This window comes from Streptomyces sp. NPDC006655 (assembly GCF_040703965.1).
GTDB lineage: Bacteria > Actinomycetota > Actinomycetes > Streptomycetales > Streptomycetaceae > Streptomyces.
The window spans coordinates 63,609-85,450 of the sequence record NZ_JBEYJU010000035.1 but is presented as its reverse complement, the minus strand read 5'-3'; the positions used below and the strand labels follow the sequence as shown (position 1 = coordinate 85,450).

The window sequence follows — 21,842 nt, the reverse complement described above, 5'->3', positions numbered from 1 at the left end:
AACTCACCCCGGAGCCGTTCCACCTCCCCCAACCTCATACCGGAGAAGATGCCCACCACCAGGCGAGATCACTCGACGTAACGAAGCACTACTAGGCCGCGGGGCCCCTACCGGTGGCTTAGTCCGAAGGACCCCGCCGGACTGCGGCCCGCGCCCGAGGCGGCCGGGGCGGCGCCGTTCCTACGTTGAGGGGCACCGCCGATCAGGGCGGACGGAGCCGAGGGGACGGTTGTCATGCCGGTAGCGATCATCACGGGGGCCTCGAAGGGGCTTGGGCGGGCGCTGGCCGAAGCGCTGGCCGCGCGGGGCTGGGACCTGGTGCTCGACGCCAGGGGTGCCGAGGCCCTGAAGGCGGCTCAGGAGGCCGCGGCGGGGCGGGGCGGCCGGGTTGCGGCGCTGCCCGGGGACGTCACGGACGCCGGGCACCGGACCGAGCTGGTGGCCGCGGCGCGTGGCCTGGGCGGTCTGGATCTGCTGGTGAGCAATGCCAGCGCGCTGGGCGTCGAGCCGCTGGTGCGTCTCGGTGAGCTGCCCCTGGCGGGGCTGCGCCGGGCGCTGGAGGTGAATGTGGTGGCCGCGCTGGGCCTGGTCCAGGAGGCGCTGCCGCTGCTGCGGGAGTCGGCGCTGGGTGCGGTGATCGCGGTCAGCTCGGACGCGGGCTCCGAGGCGTACGAGAGCTGGGGCGGCTACGGCGCCTCGAAGGCGGCCCTGGACCAGCTGGCGGCCGTGCTCGGCGTGGAGGAGCCGGGGCTGCGGGTGTGGGCGGTGGATCCCGGGGACATGGCGACGGACCTGTACTCGGCGGCCGTACCGGACGAGGACGATCCGCGGCCGGCGCCGGAGTCGGTCGTACCGGCGTTCCTGCGGCTGCTCGACGAGCGGCCGGCCAGTGGCCGGTACGGGGCGCCGGCCCTGGTGGAGGGGCGATGACGACGGCGGTGCGGGTGCCGCGGGAGCTGTCCGCGCGGGTGCCGGCCGAGCAGCGCGGGCCGGGGCTCGACCGCGACGCGGTCCGGCTGCTGGTGTCGCGGGGGACGGCGGTGTCGCATCACGGGTTCGCCGAGCTGCCGGGCCTGCTGCGGGCCGGGGACCTGCTGGTGGTCAACACCTCGCCGACGCTGGCGGCGGCTGTGGACGGGCACGTCGGGCACGCGCGCGTGGTGGTGCACTTCTCCGCGCGCGGGGACGCCGCGCACGGGGCCGGGCGGTGGGCGGTCGAGCTCCGGGAGCCGGACGGGAACGGCACGACACGCGCGCGTGCGGGTACGCGCGCGATGAGTGAGGTGCTGCTGCCGGGCGGTGGGCTGCTGGTGCTGGAGGAGCCGCTGAGCCCGCGGGGCGAGCGGCTGTGGTGGGCGCGGGCGACGGCGGATGTGCCAGAGGTGCTGAGGGAGTACGGGCGGCCCGTCCGGTACTCCTACACGGAGCGGGACCAGCCGTTGTCCGTGTACCAGACGGTGTTCGCGCTGCCGTCGGACGACGGGGCGGGGAGTGCGGAGATGCCGAGTGCGGCGCGGCCCTTCACCGCGCGGCTGGTGGCGGAGCTGGTGAGCCGCGGGATGCAGTTCGCGCCGATCACGCTGCATACGGGGGTGTCGTCGCCCGAGGCGCACGAACCGCCGTACGCGGAACGCTTCGCCGTGCCCGCGGCCTCGGCGCGGCTGATCAACGCGGCCAGGGCGGCCGAAAGGCGGGTGATCGCCGTGGGGACGACGGCCGTGCGGGCCGTGGAGTCGGCTGCCGGGGCGGACGGGGTGGTGCGGGCGGCCGAGGGGTGGACGGAGCTCGTCGTCACGCCGGAGCGCGGGGTGCGGGTGGTGGACGGGCTGCTGACCGGGCTGCACGAGCCGGAGGCCTCGCATCTGCTGATGCTGGAGGCGGTGGCGGGACGGGCCGCGGTCGACCGCAGCTACGCGGAGGCGTTGCGCGGGCGCTACCTCTGGCACGAGTTCGGGGACCTGCACCTCATCCTCCCGGAATCCTCCCGGAGGAGGCCTCACGCAGAGCATTGCGACAGCAACTCATCGTGAAAAACCTGAAGGCGCGATGTGAGGCCGCACATAGGGCGCACATCACGTACGAACGGACATAGGAGATAAACAGCCCCCGCTCGAACGGGACAGACGACCCAGTCTGTCCCGTTTTGCCCTTCCGGCCCCTACTACCCAGGGTCGTACGTCACACCTTTGCCTCGGCATTTTGCGGCCGCTAAGAATGGCTGCCGTCGCTCAGCACCGCGGATTCCCCCCGCGGTGTTCGTGCAGGAGGAGCCGGTCTCCCCCGCAGACAACGAGCGGCCTCCGCGCTATTCGAAGAGGTCCACTGCCATGCCGAAGAACACCCATAGTCCCGCGCTCACCAAGCACCACAAGATCGCGCTCGCCGGTATCGCCACGCTCGGCGCCGCCTCCATCGCCTTCTCCGCCGTGCCCAGCAGCGCGGACACGGTCGTGACCGGCTCCCCGGCCGCCACGACCCAGGCGGCGGTCTACGGCACCCAGCAGATCAAGGACGTCAAGGGCGCGATCACCGACCAGGGCGCGCTTCAGGCCGTCAAGCTCGACGCGATCGCCGCCAGGAAGGCGGCCGCCGCCCACGCCCTGGACGTCGCCCACGCGAAGCAGGCCGCCGCCCAGGCGAAGACCCAGGCCGCCGCCCGGCAGGCCGCCCAGGCGCGCACCGCCGAGCAGGCCGCGAACCGGTCCGCCGCGCGCCCGCAGGTCCAGCAGGCCGCCGTGCAGACCTACAGCAACAACCTCGACGGCTGGATCCGCCAGGCCCTCGACATCATGCGGGCCAAGGGCATCCCGGGCTCCTACAGCGGCCTGCACCGCAACATCATGCGGGAGTCCTCCGGCAACCCGATGGCCATCAACAACTGGGACATCAACGCCATCAACGGCATCCCCTCCAAGGGCCTGCTTCAGGTGATCCCGCCGACCTTCAGCGCCTACCACGTCGCCGGCACGTCCTGGGACATCTACAACCCGGTCGCCAACATCACCGCCGCCGCCAACTACGCGGCGCACCGGTACGGCTCGATCGACAACGTCAACAGCGCGTACTGAGGCAGGCGCGGACCTCGGCACCGACGCGCCGAAGGGCGGCACCCCACTGCGGGGGTGCCGCCCTTCGGCGTCGTACGCGAGGTGCTACTTGCGCATGACCTCCGGCTCGTGGCGGCGCAGGAAGCGCGCCACCAGGAAGCCGCAGAGCACACCGAGGACGATCAGCACCGCCATGTCCATGCTCCAGGCACCCGCCGTGTGCGCCCACAGCGGGTCCTTGCTGGTCGGGTCGTCGGTGTTGGGCGCGATGTTGTTGAAGTCCAGCGTGGCGCCGGCGGCACCCACCGCCCAGCGGGACGGCATCAGGAACGAGAGCTGGTTGGCGCCGACCGCGCCGTTCAGGGTGAACAGGCAGCCGGTGAAGACGACCTGGATGATCGCGAACATCACCAGCAGCGGCATGGTCTTCTCGGACGTCTTCACCAGCGAGGAGATGACCAGGCCGAACATCATCGAGGTGAAGCCGAGCCCCATGATCGGGATGCACAGCTCGAACAGGACGGAGTGGCCGAGGACCACGCCCTCGTCCGGGATGGTGCGGCTGGAGAAGCCGATCAGGCCGACCATCAGGCCCTGCAGCACGGTGATCACACCGAGCACGACCACCTTGGACATCAGGTACGCCGACCGGGACAGGCCGACCGCGCGCTCCCGCTCGTAGATGACCCGTTCCTTGATCAGCTCACGTACGGAGTTCGCGGCGCCCGCGAAACAGGCGCCGACCGCGAGGATCAGCAGGACGGTGGTGGCCGTGCCGTTGGGCACGGGGACGCCCGTCCTGTGGTTGACCGGGTTCACCAGCAGGGTCTTGTCGCTGTCGATCAGCAGGCTGACCGCGCCGAGCACCGCCGGAAGGATCACCGTCAGCGCCAGGAAGCCCTTGTCGGAGGCGATGACCGCCGTGTACCGCCGTACCAGGGTCAACAGCTGCGAACCCCAGCTCTGCGGCTTCTTGGGCTTCATCACCTGCCCCGGCGGCGTCTGTACGGCCTGCGGGGCGCTGGCGTCGATGTCCGCGGCGTACATCTGGTAGTGCTGCGAGCCCTTCCAGCGTCCCGCCCAGTCGTAGTCGCGGTAGTTCTCGAAGGCGGAGAAGACGTCGGCCCAGGTGTCGTAGCCGAAGAAGTTCAGCGCCTCCTCGGGCGGCCCGAAGTAGGCGACCGCGCCACCCGGCGCCATCACCAGCAGCTTGTCGCACAGCGCCAGTTCGGCCACCGAGTGGGTGACGACGAGGACCGTGCGACCGTCGTCGGCGAGACCGCGCAGCAGCTGCATGACATCGCGGTCCATACCCGGGTCCAGGCCCGAGGTGGGTTCGTCGAGGAAGATCAGCGACGGCTTGGTGAGCAGTTCCAGGGCGACCGAGACCCGCTTGCGCTGGCCGCCGGACAGGGCGGTGACCTTCTTGTCCTTGTGGATGTCGAGCTTCAGCTCGCGCAGCACCTCCTCGATGCGGTCGTCGCGCTCCTGGCCGGTGGTGTCGGCGGGGAACCGCAGCTTGGCCGCGTACGTGAGGGCCCGCTTGACGGTCAGTTCCTTGTGCAGGATGTCGTCCTGCGGGACCAGACCGATGCGCTGGCGCAGCTCGGCGAACTGCTTGTACAGGTTGCGGTTGTCGTACAGCACCTCGCCCTCGTCGGCGGGGCGGTAGCCGGTGAGCGCCTTGAGCAGCGTCGACTTGCCGGATCCCGACGGGCCGATGACCGCGATCAGGGACTTCTCCGGGACACCGAAGGAGACGTCCTTCAGGATCTGCTTGCCACCGTCGACCGTGACGGTCAGGCGCCGTGCGGAGAAGGAGACCTCACCGGTGTCGACGAACTCCTCCAGCCGGTCGCCGACGACCCGGAAGGTGGAGTGACCGACGCCGACGATGTCGTGGGGGCCGAGCAGGGCGCTGCCGCCCTTGGCGATCGGCTGGCCGTTGACGTACGTGCCGTTGTGGGAGCCGAGGTCGCGGATCTCCATACGGCCGTCGGGCGTGGAGTGGAACTCGGCGTGGTGGCGCGAGACCTGGAGGTCGGAGACCACCAACTCGTTCTCCAGGGCACGGCCGATGCGCATCACCCGGCCGATGGAGAACTGGTGGAACGTGGTCGGGCTGCGGTCACCGTAGACCGGTGGCGCCCCCGCGCCACCACCCGAGGCCATGGCCGGGGCTCCCTGCTGCTGCGGGATCGCCGACGGGGCCTGCTGCCAGCCCTGTTGCGGAGCCTGCGGCTGCGGAGCCGGCGGCTGGGACCAGCCGGCACCGCCCGCGCCCTGGGCCGCGTACGGCTGCGCGGTCTGCGGTGCGGCCTGCTGGGGCCGCGGCGCGGCGGCCGTGGCGCCGGAGAGACTCAGGCGCGGTCCGTCGTTCGCGTTGCCGAGGTGCACGGCCGAGCCCGGACCGATCTCCATGCGCTGGATCCGGCGGCTCTGCACGAAGGTGCCGTTGGTGCTGCCGTGGTCCTCGATGCCCCAACTGCGGCCGTCGAAGCTGATCGTGGCGTGCCGCCAGGAGACCCTGGCGTCGTCGAACACGATGTCCCCCTGCGGATCACGTCCGAGGGTGTAGGTCCTGGACGGATCGAGCGTCCAGGTACGTCCGTTTGATTCCAGTACGAGTTCCGGCACGCCAAGCCCCATGAGTAGTCCCCCGAGTTACCCCCATCACAGGGAGTCTAGGGATGTCGAACATCGTCGGGAACTATTTCAGGCTCGGCCCTCTGACCGAAAGTCGGGCCTTGTGGAGAGCTCGCCCGAGCGCTTCGACTCTTTCCGTTGACGGGGTTGAAACCGGGCCGGAGAGTGGTAATTCACGCGAGGGGGACAAGCGCGACGGCGCGGCCCCGAGCGTTCGCGGATCGGGGGGTCTGCCATGGATTCTGGCACATCAGGTACGTCTGGCACGTCTGGCACTTCCGGTACTTCCGGCACGGGAGCCGAGAGCGCGCGCCCAGGCGCCCGGCTGCCCTGGATCGACATCCTGCTGTCCGCGATCGCGGCCGTGAGCTGGGCGTTGATCGGCATGGCGGGTACGGCGGCGCTCGGCCTGCATCTGCTGCGGGCCGACGCGGCGGGCTCACTGGGCCCCATGACAGCGGCGGTCGTGGCGCTCGGGGCGGGTGGGTCGGTCACGCCGACCGGAGATCTGTCCGCCTTCGGCCTGAAGGGCGCGGAGGCCACGACGGCCGTCGAGATCACGCCACTGGGGGTGAGCCTGGTCGGTGCGCTCCTCTTGTCATGGTTCTTCCTCCGGTCCCTGCGCACAGCCGGGGCGGTCATCGCCCCCGCCGAACTGCTGGCCCGCGCGGGCTCCCTGGTCGTGCTCTTCGTGGCGACGCTGGGCGGACTCGCGTGGGCGGGGCACTCGGTCGTGACCATCGACGGCGGTGCGCTCGGGCTGGACGGGCTGACGGGGGCGGGCGGCGGAGGCGGAGGCGGTCTGAGGATCCCGGGCATCGGAGACGTCGGCGGGTTGCTCCCGGACCGCATCGGGGACCTCGTCAAGGCGAACGCGGCGGTCGGGTTCAGCGTGGACACCGCGGCGACCCTCGCCGGCGGTCTCGCCTGGTGCACCGGCGTCCTGCTGATCGCCCTGCTGGCCTCCCGCCGCACTCCGCTGCCACCCGGCTGGGAGACCGTGCACCGGGTGGTACGGCCGGCCGCCTCGGCGCTGGTGACGGTCCTGCTGGTGGCCGTGGCCGCGGGGTGGGCGGCGGCGGCCTGGGCGGCGACCGGCGACCCGCACCCGGCGCGCATCGCGGGTGCCGCCCTGCTCGGCGCCCCCAACGGGGTCTGGCTCGGCCTCCCGATCGGTCTCCTCGTCCCCTTCGACGGCAGGGCGACGGGCGTCCTGACCACGTTCCTGCCCCATCCCCTGGACGAGCTGCTGACCTCGAAGTCCGGCCGGTCGGTGACCCTGGGGCACCTGGCCGGCCTGGACGGACGGGTGTGGCTGCTGGGGGTCGCCGCGGCCCTGCTGATGCTGCTCGCGGGGTTGATCACGGCGGTACGGACGCCGGTCGGGCCGGGAGCCGCGGCGAGTCAGGGGGTGGGCGCGGACCGGGGGGCGCTCGGTTTCGCCGGACGGTGTGCCCTGCGGTTGGGGATCGCGACCGCGCTCACGCTGCCGCTGCTGGCCTGGCTGACGGACGTGTCGGTGAACGCCTCGCTGTCGGTGCTGGGCTTCGACGCGTTCGGTGCGGGCATCGAGCTGCACGGGCAGTGGGCAATGGCGCTGCTCCTCGGGGCGGCCTGGGGTGCGGCGGCGGGGGCGGCGGGGGCGCTGCTGGCGTGGGTGACCGGCACGGCGGGGTCCCGGGCGGCACCGGCGGCACTGGGGGACGGCCGGGGCGGGGCCGGGCCCGGCGGGTCGGCGTACGCGGTGGCGGGCGGGGCGCCGGGCAGGGGCGAGGGCGGGGCGGCGGGGCCGTACACGCCGGGACACCGGTACCGCCCGCCGAATCCCGACACCAACCCCTACCTCCGGGTGCCGGACGAGCTACGGGAGCGGACGCCCGACCATCGGGTGTGGCCCGACTGGGTACAGGAGCCGCACGACCCGGGATCGGACACGGGGACCGCACCGGAGACAGGGTCTCGCGGCCGGGGACCGGGAGCGGGGGCAGGCCCCGGGGCAGGACCTCGCGATCGCGGACCGGGCTGGGGAGCCGGACCAGGGGCTGGACCTCCCAGCCAGGCGCCGGACTCGCCGTCCGCCGGGAGCCCTCGGTCCGCGGCGGAGACCAGGGTCGGGGACAGCGGGGACTCCTCCGACGTACCGCCCGGTTCGGACGACGTGTACGGTGCCCCCACCATGGCCCGGCCGCTGGAGCCACGGCGACGCCGTCCGGGGCCGCGTCGGGGCGACGGGGCCCCGGACGGCTCGTACACCGGTCCGCCGCCTCCACCACCGTCTGCGCCACCGCCACCGCCCCCTCCCCCGCCTCCGTCCGGGCGGCCCCGTCGGTGAGACGGCCGCCTCGCCGGGGCGGGCGACGTCCGCACCGGACTCGTCCACCCGTCGAACCGTGCGTGAAGGATGCGGCGGAATACGGTGCGAACCACCCGCTGACGTCGCACGCGCGTTCGCCCGTTGCCCGGAAGCAAAGCCTCCGACACCGGCCCGACACCTATTGTTCCGTGTCCGTCAGGCGGACCACCTGCGCCGCAGGCACTGCGTGCCGGTTACGGTGGTTACACCATGAGCGATCCGCAGACCTCCGAGGTCCCCACTCTCCTCGTCAAGATTTTCGGCAAGGACAGGCCGGGCATCACGGCCGGCCTCTTCGACACCCTTGCCGCGTACATGGTCGACGTGGTCGACATCGAGCAGGTCGTGACGCGAGGCCGCCTGGTGCTGTGCGCGCTGGTGACCCAGCCCCCGGCGGGGCTCGAGGGCGACCTCAGGGCGACCGTGCACAGCTGGGCCGAGTCGATGAAGATGCAGGCGGAGATCATCTCCGGGCGCGGCGACAACCGCCCGCGTGGTCTCGGCCGTTCCCTGGTCACCGTCCTCGGCCACCCCCTGACCGCCGAGTCGACGGCCGCCATCGCGGCCCGGATCGCCAAGACCGGCGGCAACATCGACCGTATCTTCCGGCTCGCCAAGTACCCGGTGACGGCGGTGGAGTTCGCGGTGTCCGGCGTGGCGACCGAGCCGCTGCGCACCGCCCTGGCCTCGGACGCGGCGGAGCTCGGTGTGGACGTCGCGGTCGTCGCGGCCGGCCTGCACCGGCGGGCCCAGCGGCTGGTCGTCATGGACGTGGACTCGACGCTCATCCAGGACGAGGTGATCGAACTCTTCGCCGCGCACGCCGGCTGTGAGGACCAGGTCGCCGAGGTGACCGCGGCAGCGATGCGCGGCGAGCTGGACTTCGAACAGTCGCTGCACGCGCGCGTGGCGCTGCTGAAGGGGCTGGACGAGTCGGTGGTGCAGAAGGTGCGCGCCGATGTGCGGCTGACGCCGGGAGCGCGGACCCTGATCCGCACGCTGAAGCGGCTCGGCTACCAAGTCGGGGTCGTCTCGGGCGGATTCACCCAGGTCACCGACGACCTGCGGGAGCGGCTGGGGCTGGACTTCGCCCAGGCCAACACGCTGGAGATCGTCGACGGGAAGCTGACCGGGCGGGTGACCGGCGAGATCGTGGACCGGGCGGGGAAGGCGCGACTGCTGCGCCGGTTCGCGGCCGAGGCGGGCGTGCCGCTGTCGCAGACGGTGGCCATCGGTGACGGCGCCAACGACCTGGACATGCTGAACGCGGCGGGTCTCGGGGTCGCCTTCAACGCCAAGCCGGTGGTGCGTGAGGCCGCGCACACGGCGGTGAACTTCCCGTTCCTGGACACGGTCCTGTACCTGCTGGGCGTCACCCGTGAAGAGGTGGAGGCGGCGGACACCCTCGACGAGGACTGAACCGCCGGCACACGGGCGCGAAGGGGCCCGGCACCGAGGCTCGGTGCCGGGCCCTGGTCGTGCCGCGGGGCCACCGTCCGTCGGACGGCGGCCCCGCGCCGGTCTCATTCGGAGGGCGCCCAGTAGTCCGTGAGCGTGGCCACGCCCGGTTCCAGAGCCTTCCAGGAGCCCTCGAACGTCACGACGGCGAAGGCGGCGGCGGGAAAGCCCCTGCGGTTCATCCGCTCGCGGGCGTCGCTCTCGGCTGTGCCCGCCACAATCTCGGCCACGCCGTGCACGCCGGGGTTGTGACCGATGAGGATGACGTTCTGTACATCGTCGGGCACCTCGTTGAGTACGGCGACCAGCTCGCCCGGCGAGGCCTCGTACACCCGCTCCTCGTAGACGGTTTTCGGCCGGTGCGCGAGCTCGTGGACCGCGAGTTTCCAGGTCTCCCGGGTGCGCACGGAGGTGGAGCACAGGGCCAGGTCGAAGGTGATGCCGCTGTCCGCCAGCCTGCGTCCGGCGACGGCGGCGTCCGTACGGCCCCGGTCAGCGAGCGGTCGCTCGTGGTCGGTCACCTGTGGCCAGTCGGCTTTCGCATGGCGGAAGAAGACGATCCTGCGGGGTTCTGCGACGCTCATGACATCCAGCTTCGCATGAAACAGGCCATCGGGCGCAGGGAGTTGACATGCGGCTCCGCCCGGTCCGCGGGTCCGGGCGCGCTAGCGGGAGACCAGGTGCCGGACGTGCTCGAAGAGGTGGGTGACGGCCGGGTCGCCGGTGGCCGCGTGGGCGTCCGCCGGGTTCAGTATCAGCAGCAGCAGGGAGACGAAGGCGAGCACGGGGAGGGCGAGCGCCCACCAGGGGAGCCGGATGTCGGCACTGCCCGGGGTCGCCGGGTGGGGCCGGGTGTGCGTTAGGGCCGGCATGATCGCCTCCGCTGGTCTCCGAGGTCGGGTGACCGCTCCTCGCGGCCACACCTCGAAAGTACGGAAGCCGGGGCCGCCGACCCATCCGGTGACCCACCCACTTGACCCTGACCTCCACCCCCTAGGGGATGGGGGGCCAGCCCCACCATCGGCCGCCCGCCGACCGTCCGTCGGCCGCCGGGACGGTGGTCAGGGGGACGCGAGGGTCGCGATGACGGCGATGACGATGAAGATGGCGAAGAACGAGCCGAAGACGATCAGCATCTTCTTCTGACCGTTCTGGGGGTTCGGGTCGAGCACTGGCATGGGGCCAGTCTGGCACCTGTCGAAGGGGCGGACCCGGGCGGGGTGGCCGCAGCCGCCCTTCGGCGTGTCGGGACGGGTCAGCCGGTTGCGGCGGCCTCGTCCTCCACCGTGCGCTTGCGGCCCGCCAGCCAGCCGACGGCCATCTGCGGGACCATCAGCACGACCATGAGGAGGATCGGCACCCCCCAGCCGCCACTGCTCTGGTACAGCACGCCCACCAGCAGCGGGCCGGGAATGGAGATGAGGTAGCCGGTGCTCTGGGCGAAGGCCGACAGCTGCGCGACGCCCGCGCCGGTCCTGGACCGCATCCCGACCATGGTGAGCGCCAGCGGGAAGGCGCAGTTCGAGACGCCGAGCAGCACCGCCCAGGCCCAGGCCCCGGCGGCGGGCGCGAGGTACAGGCCGGCGTATCCGGCGAGGCCGCAGAGGCCGAGTGCGACCACGATCGGGCCCTGGTGCGGAAGCCGGGTGGCCACGCGCGGGATGACGAAGGCCAGCGGCACGCCCATCACCATGGTGACGGCCAGCAGCAGCCCGGCCGTGCTCGCGGCTACGCCCGCGTCCCGGAAGATCTGGGCCATCCAGCCCATCGTGACGTAGGCGGCGGTGGCCTGGAGCCCGAAGAACACGGCGAGCGCCCATGCGGTACGGCTGCGGGTGATCCGCAGCGCGGGCGGCTCCTGCTCCGCACGCGCGCGTGCCCCGCCCGTCGGCGCCGCCGGGCCCCGGTCCCGTACCAGCGGGACCCACGGCAGCACGGCGGCCGCGGCGAGCGCGGCCCAGACGGCGAGGCCGGTCCGCCAGCTGCCGCCCAGGGCGTCCGTCATGGGCACGGTCACCGCGGCGGCGATCGAGGTACCGGCGGCGAGGGCCATCGAGTACAGGCCGGTCATCGAGCCGACCCGGTCGGGGAACCAGCGCTTGACGATGACCGGCATCAGCACGTTGCTGACGGCGATGCCCATGAGCGCGAGCGCGCTGCCGACCAGGAATCCGGCCGTGCCCCCCGCGTACGGCCGGATCACCAGGCCGGCCGTGATGGCCACCATGCCGGCGCACACCACCGCCGGCGGTCCGAAGCGGCGGGCGAGGCGGGGGGCCATGACGCCGAAGACGGCGAAGCAGAGCGGGGGCACGGAGGTGAGCAGCCCGGCGACGCTGCCGCTCATGCCCAGCCCGTCGCGGACCTCCTCAAGGAGCGCGCCGAGGCTGGTGATGGCGGGCCGGAGGTTGAGGGCGGCCAGCAGGATGCCGACGACGAAGAGCCGGGTCGTCCAGTCGCGTGCGGACTGCCCGGCGCCCCGCTCGCGCGCCGCCGGGCGGTCTGTCGTGGAGGTGGTCGCGGGTGTCGTCGTCCTGGATTTCTCGCCTGCCATGAGGCCCATCATAGAATCATAGGATGATTGGTTGTCCACCTCCGGGCGGGCCTGACCGCCCTCGCCCGGTCCTCGCGTGCGAAGGTGTGCCATGCCTCTGAGCCATCCGCGCCGGTCGGCGCTGTCCGAGCAGGTCATCGCCGAGCTGCGGAACCAGATCGCCTCGGGCGAGTGGCCGGTCGGCTCGCGCATCCCCACCGAGCCCGAACTGGTCGAGCAGCTGGGAGTGGCCCGCAACACCGTCCGCGAGGCGGTCCGCGCACTGGCGCACAACGGCCTGCTGGACATCCGGCAGGGCTCCGGCACGTACGTCGTGGCGACCAGTGAGCTGGCGGGCGTGATGCACCGCCGGTTCGCCGACGCCGACCCCCGGCACATCGCGGAGCTGCGCGCCACGCTGGAGTCGACCGCGGCCCGGCTGGCCGCCGTCCGGCGATCCGACAGGGACCTCAGGCAGCTCGACGCCCTGCTGGCGCGCCGTGAGCGGGCCTGGGAGTCGGGCGAGGCGGAGGACTTCGTGACGGCCGACGCGACCTTCCACCTCGCCGTGGTGGCCGCCTCGCACAACGACGTGATGACGGCGATGTACGCCGACCTGGGCGAGGTGCTGCGGGACTGGCTGCGCGCCGACGTCGGTGCCGAGCTGACGCCGGAGACGTACATGGACCACGCCCGGCTGGTCGAGGCGATCCGCGCGGGTGACGCGGACACGGCCGCGAAGGAGGCGGGCAGCTATCCGTTCCAGTGCCGCCCGGGCCGGCTCAGCCGGCCTTCTGGTGACTGACCCAGGCCGCGCGGACCTCCTTCCAGCAGCGTCCGGAGAGCCGTACGGTCATCGCGGGCCCGGCGTCGGCCGGGGAGGTGTCGGTGTCGATGTCCCACCACTCGGCGCACTCGATGTGCAGCCGGATCCGGTCGGTGTCCACGTAGGGGTTGTGGCAGTAGGCGACCACGTGGGAGCCGCGGACCGTGGTCCGGCAGGACGCGCCGAACGGCTGCGGGGCGGGCTCGTGACCGCTCGGCACGCGCGCGAGGGACACGGCGTCGCAGGGCAGGGCGAGCACCAGCACGAGGGCCGCGGTCACCGGGGCCAGGCTGCGGGACAGGCACACAAGGGGACCTCCTCGGCCGGGCTGGGGAGGGACATCGCGCGGTGGACGCGGGATCCGACGCCCTTCCAGGGTGCGCCGCGCGGGCCGCGGCGGCCCGGCCGGTGGACCGAACGGGTGAGGCCCGCCTCCCCTGCCGGGGAGACGGGCCTCGGTGACGCTGCTTCCTCGCCGCCGGTCAGGCGCCGATGGCGTGCAGACCGCCGTCCACGTGGATGATCTCGCCGGTGGTCTTCGGGAACCAGTCGCTCAGCAGGGCGACGATGCCCTTGCCGGCCGGCTCGGGGTCCTTGAGGTCCCACTCCAGCGGGGAGCGGTGGTCCCAGACCGCGGCCAGGTCGCTGAAGCCCGGGATGGACTTGGCGGCCATGGAGGCGAGCGGGCCGGCGGAGATGAGGTTGCAGCGGATGTTCTGCTTGCCCAGGTCGCGCGCGACGTAGCGGCTGGTGGCCTCCAGGGCGGCCTTGGCCGGGCCCATCCAGTCGTACTGCGGCCAGGCGTACTGCGCGTCGAAGGTGAGGCCGACGACCGAGCCGCCGTTCTGCATCAGCGGCAGGCAGGCCATGGTCAGCGACTTCAGGGAGTACGCCGAGACGTGCATGGCGGTGGCGACGGACTCGAACGGCGTGTTGAGGAAGTTGCCGCCGAGCGCGTCCTGCGGGGCGAAACCGATGGAGTGGACGACGCCGTCGAGGCCGCCGAGCTCCTCGCCGACGAGGTCGGCCAGCCGGCCCAGGTGCTCGTCGTTGGTGACGTCCAGCTCGATGACCTTGGTGGGCTTCGGCAGCTTCTTGGCGATGCGCTCGGTCAGCGTGGGCCGCGGGAACGCGGTGAGGATGATCTCCGCGCCCTGCTCCTGGGCCAGCTTGGCCGCGTGGAAGGCGATGGAGGACTCCATCAGCACACCCGTGATCAGGATGCGCTTGCCCTCGAGGATTCCACTCATGGTGATCAGTGACCCATTCCCAGTCCGCCGTCAACAGGGATGACGGCTCCAGTGATGTACGAGGCGTCGTCCGAGGCCAGGAACCGCACCGTCGCGGCGACCTCCTCGGGCTGCGCGTACCGGCCCAGCGGCACCTGCGACACGATGCCGGCCCGCTGCTCGTCGGTGAGCACCTTCGTCATGTCGGTGTCGACGAAGCCGGGCGCGACGACGTTGAAGGTGATGTTGCGCGAACCCAGCTCCCGGGCGAGGGAGCGCGCGAAGCCGACCAGGGCGGCCTTGGAGGCGGCGTAGTTGGCCTGGCCGGGGCCGCCGTAGAGGCCGACGACCGAGGAGATGAGGACGACGCGGCCCTTCTTGGCGCGCAGCATGCCGCGGTTGGCGCGCTTGACCACGCGGAAGGTGCCGGTGAGGTTGGTGTCGATGACCGAGGTGAAGTCCTCCTCGGACATCCGCATCAGCAACGTGTCCTTGGTGATGCCGGCGTTGGCGATCAGGACCTCGACCGGGCCGTGCGCGTCCTCGATCTCCTTGTAGGCCTGCTCCACCTGCTCGGAGTCGGTGATGTCGCACTTGACGGCCAGGAAGCCGGCCGGCGGCTCACCCGAGCGGTACGTGATGGCCACCTTGTCGCCGGCGTCGGCGAAAGCACGGGCGATGGCGAGGCCGATGCCCCGGTTGCCTCCAGTGACGAGAACCGAGCGGCTCAACGGATCACCCTTTCGTTCGGTCTGACCATCCGCCCGAACAGCTGCATTACAGGCGGCTTCAGCGAAAACCTATCGGTCCCGCCATCACCGCGGGCAAGCGGGCACCGACAGTGGCTGAGTGGTGTCGCTGTCGGGTTTCTACAGTCGCCGGACGAACGGCAAGGGCGAGCACCGGGACGTGATTCACTGCGTGTGACGGTCACCACGGAAGCACCTCGAAGGGATTCCCACCCGTGCCCCATGAAATCGATCAGTCGTTTCTGGCACTTCCGCTGAGGGCCCTGGCCGACGCCGCGCTGGCACGCGCGCGTGCGCTCGGGGCCGAGCACGCGGACTTCCGGTTCGAGCGGGTGCGCAGCGCCTCCTGGCGGCTCAGGGACGCCAAGCCCGCCGGGTCCTCGGACACCACCGACCTCGGGTACGCGGTCCGGGTGGTGCACGGGGGCAGCTGGGGCTTCGCGTCCGGGGTGGACCTGAGCCTCGACGCCGCGGCCAGGGTCGCGTCGCAGGCGGTGGCCATGGCGAAGCTGTCCGCCCAGGTGATCAAGGCCGCGGGGTCGGACGAGCGGGTCGAGCTGGCCGACGAGCCGGTGCACGAGGACCGGACGTGGATCTCGTCGTACGAGATCGACCCCTTCACCGTGCCGGACGAGGAGAAGGCCGCGCTGCTCGCCCAGTGGAGCGCGCGGCTGCTGGCCGCGAAGGGGGTCGACCACGTCGACGCCTCGCTGCTCACCGTGCACGAGAACAAGTTCTACGCGGATACGGCGGGGACCGTCACCACCCAGCAGCGGGTGCGGCTGCATCCGCAGCTGACCGCCGTGTCCGTGGACGGGTCCAGCGGCGAGTTCGACTCGATGCGGACCGTCGCACCGCCGGTCGGACGCGGCTGGGAGTACCTCACCGGCACCGGCTGGGACTGGGACACCGAGCTGGAGCAGATCCCGGAGCTGCTCGCCGAGAAGATGCGGGCGCCGAGCGTCGAGGCGGGCCTGTACGACCTGGTGGTCGACCCGTCCAACCTGTGGCTGACCATCCACGAGTCGATCGGCCACGCCACCGAGCTGGACCGCGCGCTCGGCTACGAGGCCGCCTACGCCGGCACCTCCTTCGCCACCTTCGACCAGCTCGGCACGTTGAAGTACGGCTCCGAGCTGATGAACGTCACCGGTGACCGCACCGCCGAGCACGGCCTGGCGACCATCGGCTACGACGACGAGGGCGTCGCGGGCCAGTCCTGGGACCTGGTCAAGGACGGCACGCTCGTCGGCTACCAGCTGGACCGCAGGATCGCGAAGCTGACCGGTTTCGAGCGCTCCAACGGGTGTGCGTACGCCGACTCCCCCGGGCACGTGCCGGTGCAGCGCATGGCCAACGTGTCGCTGCGGCCGGACCCGGCCGGGCTGTCCACCGAGGACCTGATCGGCGGGGTCGACCGCGGGATCTACGTGGTGGGCGACCGCTCCTGGTCCATCGACATGCAGCGCTACAACTTCCAGTTCACCGGCCAGCGGTTCTTCAGGATCGAGAACGGGCGGATCACCGGTCAGCTGCGCGACGTCGCCTACCAGGCGACGACCACCGACTTCTGGGGCTCCATGGCGGCCGTCGGCGGCCCGCAGACGTACGTCCTCGGCGGCGCCTTCAACTGCGGCAAGGCCCAGCCGGGGCAGGTCGCCGCCGTCTCGCACGGCTGCCCCTCCGCCCTCTTCAGGGGCGTCAACATCCTCAACACCACGCAGGAGGCCGGTCGATGAGCGCCCGTAGCACCAAGCCGCACGAGATCGTCGAGCGCGCTCTCGAACTGTCCCGGGCCGACGGCTGCGTGGTCATCGCCGACGAGCACTCCAGCGCCAACCTGCGCTGGGCCGGCAACGCGCTCACCACGAACGGCGTCACGCGCGGGCGTTCGCTCACCGTCGTGGCGACCGTCGACGGCAAGGAGGGCACGGCCTCCGGTGTCGTGTCCCGGTCGGCCGTGACGGCGGACGACCTGGAGCCGCTGGTGCGGGCCGCGGAGGCCGCCGCACGCGGTGCCGGTCCCGCCGAGGACGCCCAGCCGCTGGTCACGGGCGTCCCGGAGGCACCGGACTTCACGGACGCGCCCGCCGAGACCTCCTCCGCCGTCTTCGCGGACTTCGCCCCGGCGCTCGGTGAGGCCTTCGCACGCGCGCGTGCCGGTGGCCGGGAGCTGTACGGCTTCGCCAACCACGAGCTGGTGTCGACGTACATGGGCACCTCGGCGGGGCTGCGGCTGCGGCACGACCAGCCGAACGGCACTCTCGAACTGAACGCCAAGTCACCGGACCGCACCCGGTCGGCCTGGGCCGGGCGGTCCACGCGGGACTTCAAGGACGTCGACCCGGGCGCGCTCGACGCGGAGCTCGCCGTACGGCTCGGCTGGGCGGAGCGGCGCGTGGACCTGCCTGCGGGCCGCTACGAGACGCTGCTGCCGCCGAGCGCCGTCGCCGACCTGCTGATCTACCAGCTGTGGTCGGCGTCCGGGCGGGACGCGACCGAGGGGCGGACGGTGTTCTCCAAGCCGGGCGGCGGCACCCGCGTCGGCGAGAAGCTCAGCGACCTGCCGCTGAACCTGCGCAGCGACCCGAACGAGCCGGGCCTGGAGTCCGCGCCCTTCGTCGTCGCGCACTCCTCCGGCGGCGACCAGTCCGTCTTCGACAACGGGCTGCCGGTCGGCCCCACCGAGTGGATCGCGAACGGCGAGCTGGCCCATCTGACCACCACCCGGCACACCGCGGGTCTCACCGGGCTGCCGGTCGCGCCGGCGGGCGGGAACCTGATCCTGGACGGCGGGTCGGACCGCTCGCTGGAGGAGATGGTCGCGGACACCGGGCGCGGGCTGCTGCTGACCTGCCTCTGGTACATCCGGGAGGTCGACCCGGCGACGCTGCTGCTCACCGGTCTGACCCGGGACGGCGTGTACCTGGTGGAGAACGGCCAGGTCACCGGGCAGGTGAACAACTTCAGGTTCAACGAGTCACCGGTGGATCTGCTCGGGCGGGCCGCGGAGGCCGGGCGCACCGAAAAGACGCTGCCGCGGGAGTGGGGCGACTGGTTCACTAGGGCTGCGATGCCCGCGGTGCGGGTGCCCGACTTCAATATGAGCTCTGTCAGCCAGGGCGTATAACCTCGTAGCCGGTGGTCGCACGACCGCCCGAGGATCATCCAAGGAGATACGAGAACCGTGACGGACATCGTCGACGAGCTGAAGTGGCGGGGGCTGTTCTCCCTGTCCACTGACGAGGACGCTTTGCGCAAGGCGCTCGCGGACGGTCCCGTCACGTTCTATTGCGGTTTCGACCCGACGGCGCCGTCCTTGCACGTCGGACACCTGGTGCAGGTGCTCACGGTGCGCCGGCTCCAGCAGGCGGGGCACCGTCCGCTGGCACTGGTGGGCGGGGCGACGGGTCTGATCGGCGACCCCCGCCCGACGGCCGAGCGGACGCTGAACGACCCGGAGACGGTCGCCGGCTGGGTCGGCAGGCTCCGCGCCCAGATCGAGCCGTTCCTGTCCTTCGAGGGTGAGAACGCGGCCGTCATGGTCAACAACCTCGACTGGACCGAGGGCCTGTCGGCGATCGAGTTCCTGCGGGACATCGGCAAGCACTTCCGTGTCAACAAGATGCTGACCAAGGACTCCGTGGCCCGTCGCCTGGAGTCCGACCAGGGCATCAGCTACACGGAGTTCAGCTACCAGATCCTCCAGGGCATGGACTTCCTCCAGCTGTTCCGGCGGTACGGCTGCACGCTCCAGCAGGGCGGCAGCGACCAGTGGGGCAACCTCACGGCCGGGCTGGACCTGATCCACCGCCTGGAGCCCGGTGCCGAGGTGCACGCGCTGGCGACGCCGCTGATGACGAAGGCGGACGGCACCAAGTTCGGCAAGACCGAGGGCGGCGCCATCTGGCTCGACGCGGAGATGACGACGCCGTACGCGTTCTACCAGTTCTGGCTGAACGTGGACGACCGGGACATCTCGTCGTACCTGCGGATCCTGTCCTTCAAGTCCCGCGAGGAACTGGAGGAGCTGGAGAAGCAGACCGAGGAGCGGCCGCAGGCGCGGGCCGCGCAGCGGGCGCTGGCGGAGGAGCTGACGACGCTGGTCCACGGGGCCGACCAGACGGCCGCGGTGATCGCCGCGTCCAAGGCGCTGTTCGGTCAGGGCGAGCTGGCGGAGCTGGACGAGCGGACGCTGTCGGCCGCGCTCTCCGAGGTGCCGCACGTCCAGGTGGCCGAGCTCGGTCCGGTGGTCGACCTGTTCGCCGAGGTCGGGCTGGTGGCCAGCAAGTCCGCCGCCCGCCGGACGGTGAAGGAGGGCGGTGCCTACGTGAACAACGTGAAGGTGACCGCCGAGGACGCGGTGCCCTCCGGGGACGAGCTGCTGCACGGGCGGTGGCTGGTGCTGCGGCGGGGGAAGAAGAACCTGGCGGCTGTGGAGGTCGTGGGTTCGTAGCCGTCGTGGGGGTGCGGGTGTGCTGCCCGCACCCCGACGGGCGCCGTGAGGCCGAGGTTCAGGTTCGGTACTTTCGCTTGCCCAGTGTCGCCATGTAGACCATGTCGCCCAGGGCCACGATGATGATCGCGGCGATGAGCTGGAAGAGGTGGCGGGTCCAGTCGATGCCCTTCGTCGACGCCACGCCGAAGGCGCCGGCGATCGCGTTGCCGGCGATCGCGCCCAGCATGCCGAAGATGGTCGTCAGCCAGAGCGGACTGTGCTGCTTGCCGGGGATGATCGCCTTCGCGATGAGGCCCAGCACGAACCCCACGATGATCGCCCACAACCAGCCCATGGCTGCCTCCTCGTCCGGCTCTACGTGAGCATTACGCCAAGTCTCGGCCCGTACGCCGTACGACGCATGTCGGTACGTCCGTACGCGGTACGGCGCAGGGTGTTCACGCAGGCCGGTGGGCGCCCCGGTCTCGAAGGCGGCGCAGGCGCGGCGTACCGTGGAAAGGGTCCTGACCCGGTTCCCCGAGCGGGTGCGGACGGGGTCAGGGAGAGTCCGATGCGGGCGGATGGTGGATTGTGACGCGGAAGCAGCGCGGCGACGGCAACGTCCAGGTGTTCCGGATCACCGGGGCCCGTACGGGTTTGGCCGAGGACGTGCGGGGCCGGCAGCGGAGGTACGTCATCTCGATGACGATCCGCACCGTGTCCGTGATCCTCGCGGCCACGCTGTGGAACGTCGAACGGTATGTGGCCGTGGTGGCGTTGGTGCTCGGCGCGTTGCTCCCCTATGTCGCGGTCGTCATCGCCAACGCGGGACGGGAACGGCCGCCGTCGCTTCCGTCGACGTTCGGTGTCGCGCCCACCAGGCTGATGATCGCGCCGCCGCGGGCGGAGGACCCTCCTGCGGAAACGGTCCCTAAGGACGCGTCGGCGGACCCGCCGACGGGGGCGCGCGGCGAGCGGCCGGAGTCGGTCTGAGCGTCGGGGTCGCGAAGCAAGCGGACGACAGCCCTGCACAAAGCTCAAGAAAAGCTCAGATCAATCATGCTGTTCCAGTGCCGGGCCGAGGGTGACCCATGACATACTTCGTACGCGCTCCGCATCCCCCGTCGGAGCGACGGACCGACGCCGGGCAGCTCCCCCCGTGGCTGCTCGGCGTCGCCTTGTTTTGCGGGGCTTTTTTTGTGAGACGAAGCAGTGAGTGACGCCATCTGTTCAGCGAAGGGCTGCCGGGCCGCCGCGGTGTGGGTGCTGGCCTGGAACAACCCGAAGATTCACACGCCCGAGCGGCGGAAGACCTGGCTCGCCTGCGAGGAGCACCGGGAGCATCTCGCGCAGTTCCTGGGGGTGCGGGGTTTCCTCAAGGACGTCGTGTCCCTGCGGGAGTGGGAGTCCGCCGAGCGGTAACCGGCGCTAGCCACCGATCGCGGACATCGGCCGGTCCGGCTGGATGAACGAGGGGTCGTCCAGGCCAGCTCCCGCCTTCTTGCCCCACATCGCCAGTCGCCAGACGCGGGCGATCTCCTCGTCCGGCGCGCCCGAGCGGAGCGCGCCGCGCAGGTCGGTCTCCTCGCGCGCGAACAGGCAGGTGCGTATCTGCCCGTCGGCCGTGAGGCGGGTGCGGTCGCAGGCCGCGCAGAACGGGCGGGTGACAGAGGCGATGACGCCGACGCGGTGCGGGCCGCCGTCCACCAGCCAGCGCTCCGCCGGCGCCGAGCCGCGGTCGTCCGTGCCCTCGGCCGTGAGGTCGAAGCGGGTGCGCAGCGAGGCGAGGATGTCGCCGGCCGTCACCATGCGGTCCCGCTTCCAGCCGTGCTGGGCGTCCAGCGGCATCTGCTCGATGAAGCGCAGTTCGTAGTCGTGGGCGACCGCCCAGGCCAGCAGGTCGGGGGCCTCGTCCTCGTTCAGCCCGGGCATCAGGACGGTGTTCACCTTGACCGGGGTGAGGCCGGCGTCGCGGGCCGCCCGCAGGCCGTCGAGGACGTCGCGGTGGCGGTCCCGGCGGGTGAGGGTCTTGAAGACGTCCGGACGGAGGGTGTCGAGCGAGACGTTCACCCGGTCGAGGCCGGCCGTCTTCAGGGCCGCGGCGGTCCGGCGCAGACCGATGCCGTTGGTGGTCAGGGACATCCGGGGGCGGCGTTCCAGGGCGGCCACCCGCTCCACGATGCCGGTCAGCCCCGGGCGCAGCAGCGGCTCGCCACCGGTGAAGCGGACCTCCTCGATGCCCAGCAGCCGCACGGCGATGTCGACCAGCCGGACGATCTCGTCGTCGGTGAGCAGGTCGGGCTTGGCCAGCCACTGCAGGCCCTCCTCGGGCATGCAGTACGTGCAGCGCAGGTTGCAGCGGTCGGTCAGCGACACTCGCAGGTCGGTGGCCACCCGGCCGTAGGTGTCGACGAGCACGTGGGCCCCCTCCCTCGATCCATCCGGTTCTCTGCCGTCATCTGTGAGCCTACGTGACGGCACTGACATCGGGAGGGGCCCGATCTCACGAGGTACGGCGGGGCCGCGTCGTAGGACCCTACGATCCCGTCGGCGCGGCCGCTCG

General features: G+C 71.6%; 21 protein-coding genes. 11 read left to right on the top strand and 10 right to left on the bottom strand.

Features of this window, described 5'->3' with window-relative positions:
* The first annotated feature begins 234 nt into the window (after positions 1-234).
* From AB0958_RS21665 to AB0958_RS21655, 3 genes are all read left to right on the top strand, one after another.
* Positions 235-930 (top strand): SDR family oxidoreductase, encoded by a 696-nt coding sequence (locus AB0958_RS21665; protein ID WP_366892081.1) that lies wholly within the window; start codon positions 235-237, stop codon positions 928-930.
* Positions 927-2,030 carry an S-adenosylmethionine:tRNA ribosyltransferase-isomerase gene (locus AB0958_RS21660; RefSeq protein WP_366892079.1) on the top strand — a complete coding sequence of 368 codons (1,104 nt, stop codon included), beginning with the start codon at positions 927-929 and terminating at the stop codon, positions 2,028-2,030. Before AB0958_RS21665 ends, AB0958_RS21660 begins: the two co-directional genes overlap by 4 nt.
* A 297-nt stretch (positions 2,031-2,327) precedes the next feature.
* Positions 2,328-3,068 (top strand): transglycosylase SLT domain-containing protein, encoded by a 741-nt coding sequence (locus tag AB0958_RS21655; protein WP_366892078.1) that lies wholly within the window; start codon positions 2,328-2,330, stop codon positions 3,066-3,068.
* 84 nt (positions 3,069-3,152) lie between these two features.
* Here AB0958_RS21655 and AB0958_RS21650 read toward each other — a convergent pair whose 3' ends face one another.
* The gene (locus AB0958_RS21650; RefSeq protein WP_366892077.1) at positions 3,153-5,684 is read right to left on the bottom strand and encodes an FHA domain-containing protein; all 2,532 of its coding nucleotides are present in this window, start codon (positions 5,682-5,684) and stop codon (positions 3,153-3,155) included.
* A 394-nt stretch (positions 5,685-6,078) separates the two neighbouring features.
* Between AB0958_RS21650 and AB0958_RS21645 the strand changes: the two genes are divergently transcribed.
* Both AB0958_RS21645 and serB read left to right on the top strand, forming a co-directional pair.
* Positions 6,079-8,025 carry a streptophobe family protein gene (locus tag AB0958_RS21645; RefSeq protein WP_366892085.1) on the top strand — a complete coding sequence of 649 codons (1,947 nt, stop codon included), beginning with the start codon at positions 6,079-6,081 and terminating at the stop codon, positions 8,023-8,025.
* Between the two features lie 231 nt (positions 8,026-8,256).
* Entirely contained in the window at positions 8,257-9,465 is a 1,209-nt protein-coding gene (serB, locus tag AB0958_RS21640) for a phosphoserine phosphatase SerB (protein ID WP_366892076.1), read from the top strand.
* A 104-nt stretch (positions 9,466-9,569) separates the two neighbouring features.
* Here the strand turns inward: serB and AB0958_RS21635 are convergent, their stop codons facing one another.
* The 4 genes from AB0958_RS21635 to AB0958_RS21620 form a co-directional block, all read right to left on the bottom strand.
* A complete protein-coding gene (locus AB0958_RS21635; protein WP_366892075.1) occupies positions 9,570-10,088 on the bottom strand; it encodes a histidine phosphatase family protein in 519 nt (172 codons plus the stop codon).
* A gap of 81 nt (positions 10,089-10,169) precedes the next feature.
* Complete coding sequence (locus tag AB0958_RS21630) at positions 10,170-10,376, bottom strand: hypothetical protein (RefSeq protein ID WP_366892074.1); 207 nt, start codon at positions 10,374-10,376, stop codon at positions 10,170-10,172.
* A gap of 189 nt (positions 10,377-10,565) precedes the next feature.
* On the bottom strand, positions 10,566-10,682 hold the full coding sequence (locus tag AB0958_RS21625; RefSeq protein ID WP_089107830.1) for an SGM_5486 family transporter-associated protein: 117 nt from the start codon (positions 10,680-10,682) through the stop codon (positions 10,566-10,568).
* A 77-nt stretch (positions 10,683-10,759) separates the two neighbouring features.
* The gene (locus AB0958_RS21620) at positions 10,760-12,070 is read right to left on the bottom strand and encodes an MFS transporter (RefSeq protein WP_366892073.1); all 1,311 of its coding nucleotides are present in this window, start codon (positions 12,068-12,070) and stop codon (positions 10,760-10,762) included.
* Between the two features lie 79 nt (positions 12,071-12,149).
* Between AB0958_RS21620 and AB0958_RS21615 the strand changes: the two genes are divergently transcribed.
* Positions 12,150-12,842 carry a FadR/GntR family transcriptional regulator gene (locus AB0958_RS21615; protein ID WP_366892072.1) on the top strand — a complete coding sequence of 231 codons (693 nt, stop codon included), beginning with the start codon at positions 12,150-12,152 and terminating at the stop codon, positions 12,840-12,842.
* Here the strand turns inward: AB0958_RS21615 and AB0958_RS21610 are convergent.
* From AB0958_RS21610 to fabG, 3 genes are all read right to left on the bottom strand, one after another.
* A complete protein-coding gene (locus AB0958_RS21610) occupies positions 12,820-13,170 on the bottom strand; it encodes a hypothetical protein (RefSeq protein ID WP_366892071.1) in 351 nt (116 codons plus the stop codon). The two genes, AB0958_RS21615 and AB0958_RS21610, sit on opposite strands and share 23 nt — an antisense overlap.
* 175 nt (positions 13,171-13,345) lie before the next feature.
* Complete coding sequence (gene fabI, locus AB0958_RS21605; protein ID WP_089107826.1) at positions 13,346-14,113, bottom strand: enoyl-ACP reductase FabI; 768 nt, start codon at positions 14,111-14,113, stop codon at positions 13,346-13,348.
* A gap of 5 nt (positions 14,114-14,118) precedes the next feature.
* Entirely contained in the window at positions 14,119-14,823 is a 705-nt protein-coding gene (gene fabG, locus AB0958_RS21600) for a 3-oxoacyl-[acyl-carrier-protein] reductase (protein ID WP_132885993.1), read from the bottom strand.
* A 233-nt stretch (positions 14,824-15,056) separates the two neighbouring features.
* On the opposite strand from fabG, the gene AB0958_RS21595 reads away from it, so the two are divergent.
* From AB0958_RS21595 to tyrS, 3 genes are read left to right on the top strand one after another with little or no spacing between them, the layout of a single operon-like run.
* Positions 15,057-16,580, top strand: coding sequence for a TldD/PmbA family protein (locus tag AB0958_RS21595; RefSeq protein WP_366892069.1), 1,524 nt, complete (start codon positions 15,057-15,059; stop codon positions 16,578-16,580).
* The gene (locus AB0958_RS21590; RefSeq protein ID WP_366892068.1) at positions 16,577-17,971 is read left to right on the top strand and encodes a metallopeptidase TldD-related protein; all 1,395 of its coding nucleotides are present in this window, start codon (positions 16,577-16,579) and stop codon (positions 17,969-17,971) included. The genes AB0958_RS21595 and AB0958_RS21590 overlap by 4 nt, the downstream gene beginning before the upstream one ends.
* Before the next feature lie 57 nt (positions 17,972-18,028).
* Positions 18,029-19,297: a tyrosine--tRNA ligase gene (tyrS, locus tag AB0958_RS21585; protein WP_366892067.1), complete on the top strand. Its 1,269-nt coding sequence runs from the start codon at positions 18,029-18,031 to the stop codon at positions 19,295-19,297.
* A gap of 58 nt (positions 19,298-19,355) precedes the next feature.
* On the opposite strand, the gene AB0958_RS21580 is transcribed toward tyrS, so the two are convergent.
* Positions 19,356-19,634, bottom strand: a complete 279-nt coding sequence (locus tag AB0958_RS21580) for a GlsB/YeaQ/YmgE family stress response membrane protein (RefSeq protein WP_366892066.1) — start codon at positions 19,632-19,634, stop codon at positions 19,356-19,358.
* Between the two features lie 236 nt (positions 19,635-19,870).
* On the opposite strand from AB0958_RS21580, the gene AB0958_RS21575 reads away from it, so the two are divergent.
* Positions 19,871-20,272 (top strand): DUF3099 domain-containing protein, encoded by a 402-nt coding sequence (locus AB0958_RS21575; RefSeq protein WP_366892065.1) that lies wholly within the window; start codon positions 19,871-19,873, stop codon positions 20,270-20,272.
* A gap of 219 nt (positions 20,273-20,491) precedes the next feature.
* On the top strand, positions 20,492-20,701 hold the full coding sequence (locus AB0958_RS21570) for a hypothetical protein (protein WP_132885999.1): 210 nt from the start codon (positions 20,492-20,494) through the stop codon (positions 20,699-20,701).
* A 6-nt stretch (positions 20,702-20,707) separates the two neighbouring features.
* Here AB0958_RS21570 and moaA read toward each other — a convergent pair whose 3' ends face one another.
* On the bottom strand, positions 20,708-21,697 hold the full coding sequence (gene moaA, locus AB0958_RS21565; protein WP_366892064.1) for a GTP 3',8-cyclase MoaA: 990 nt from the start codon (positions 21,695-21,697) through the stop codon (positions 20,708-20,710).
* Positions 21,698-21,842 lie beyond the last annotated feature (145 nt).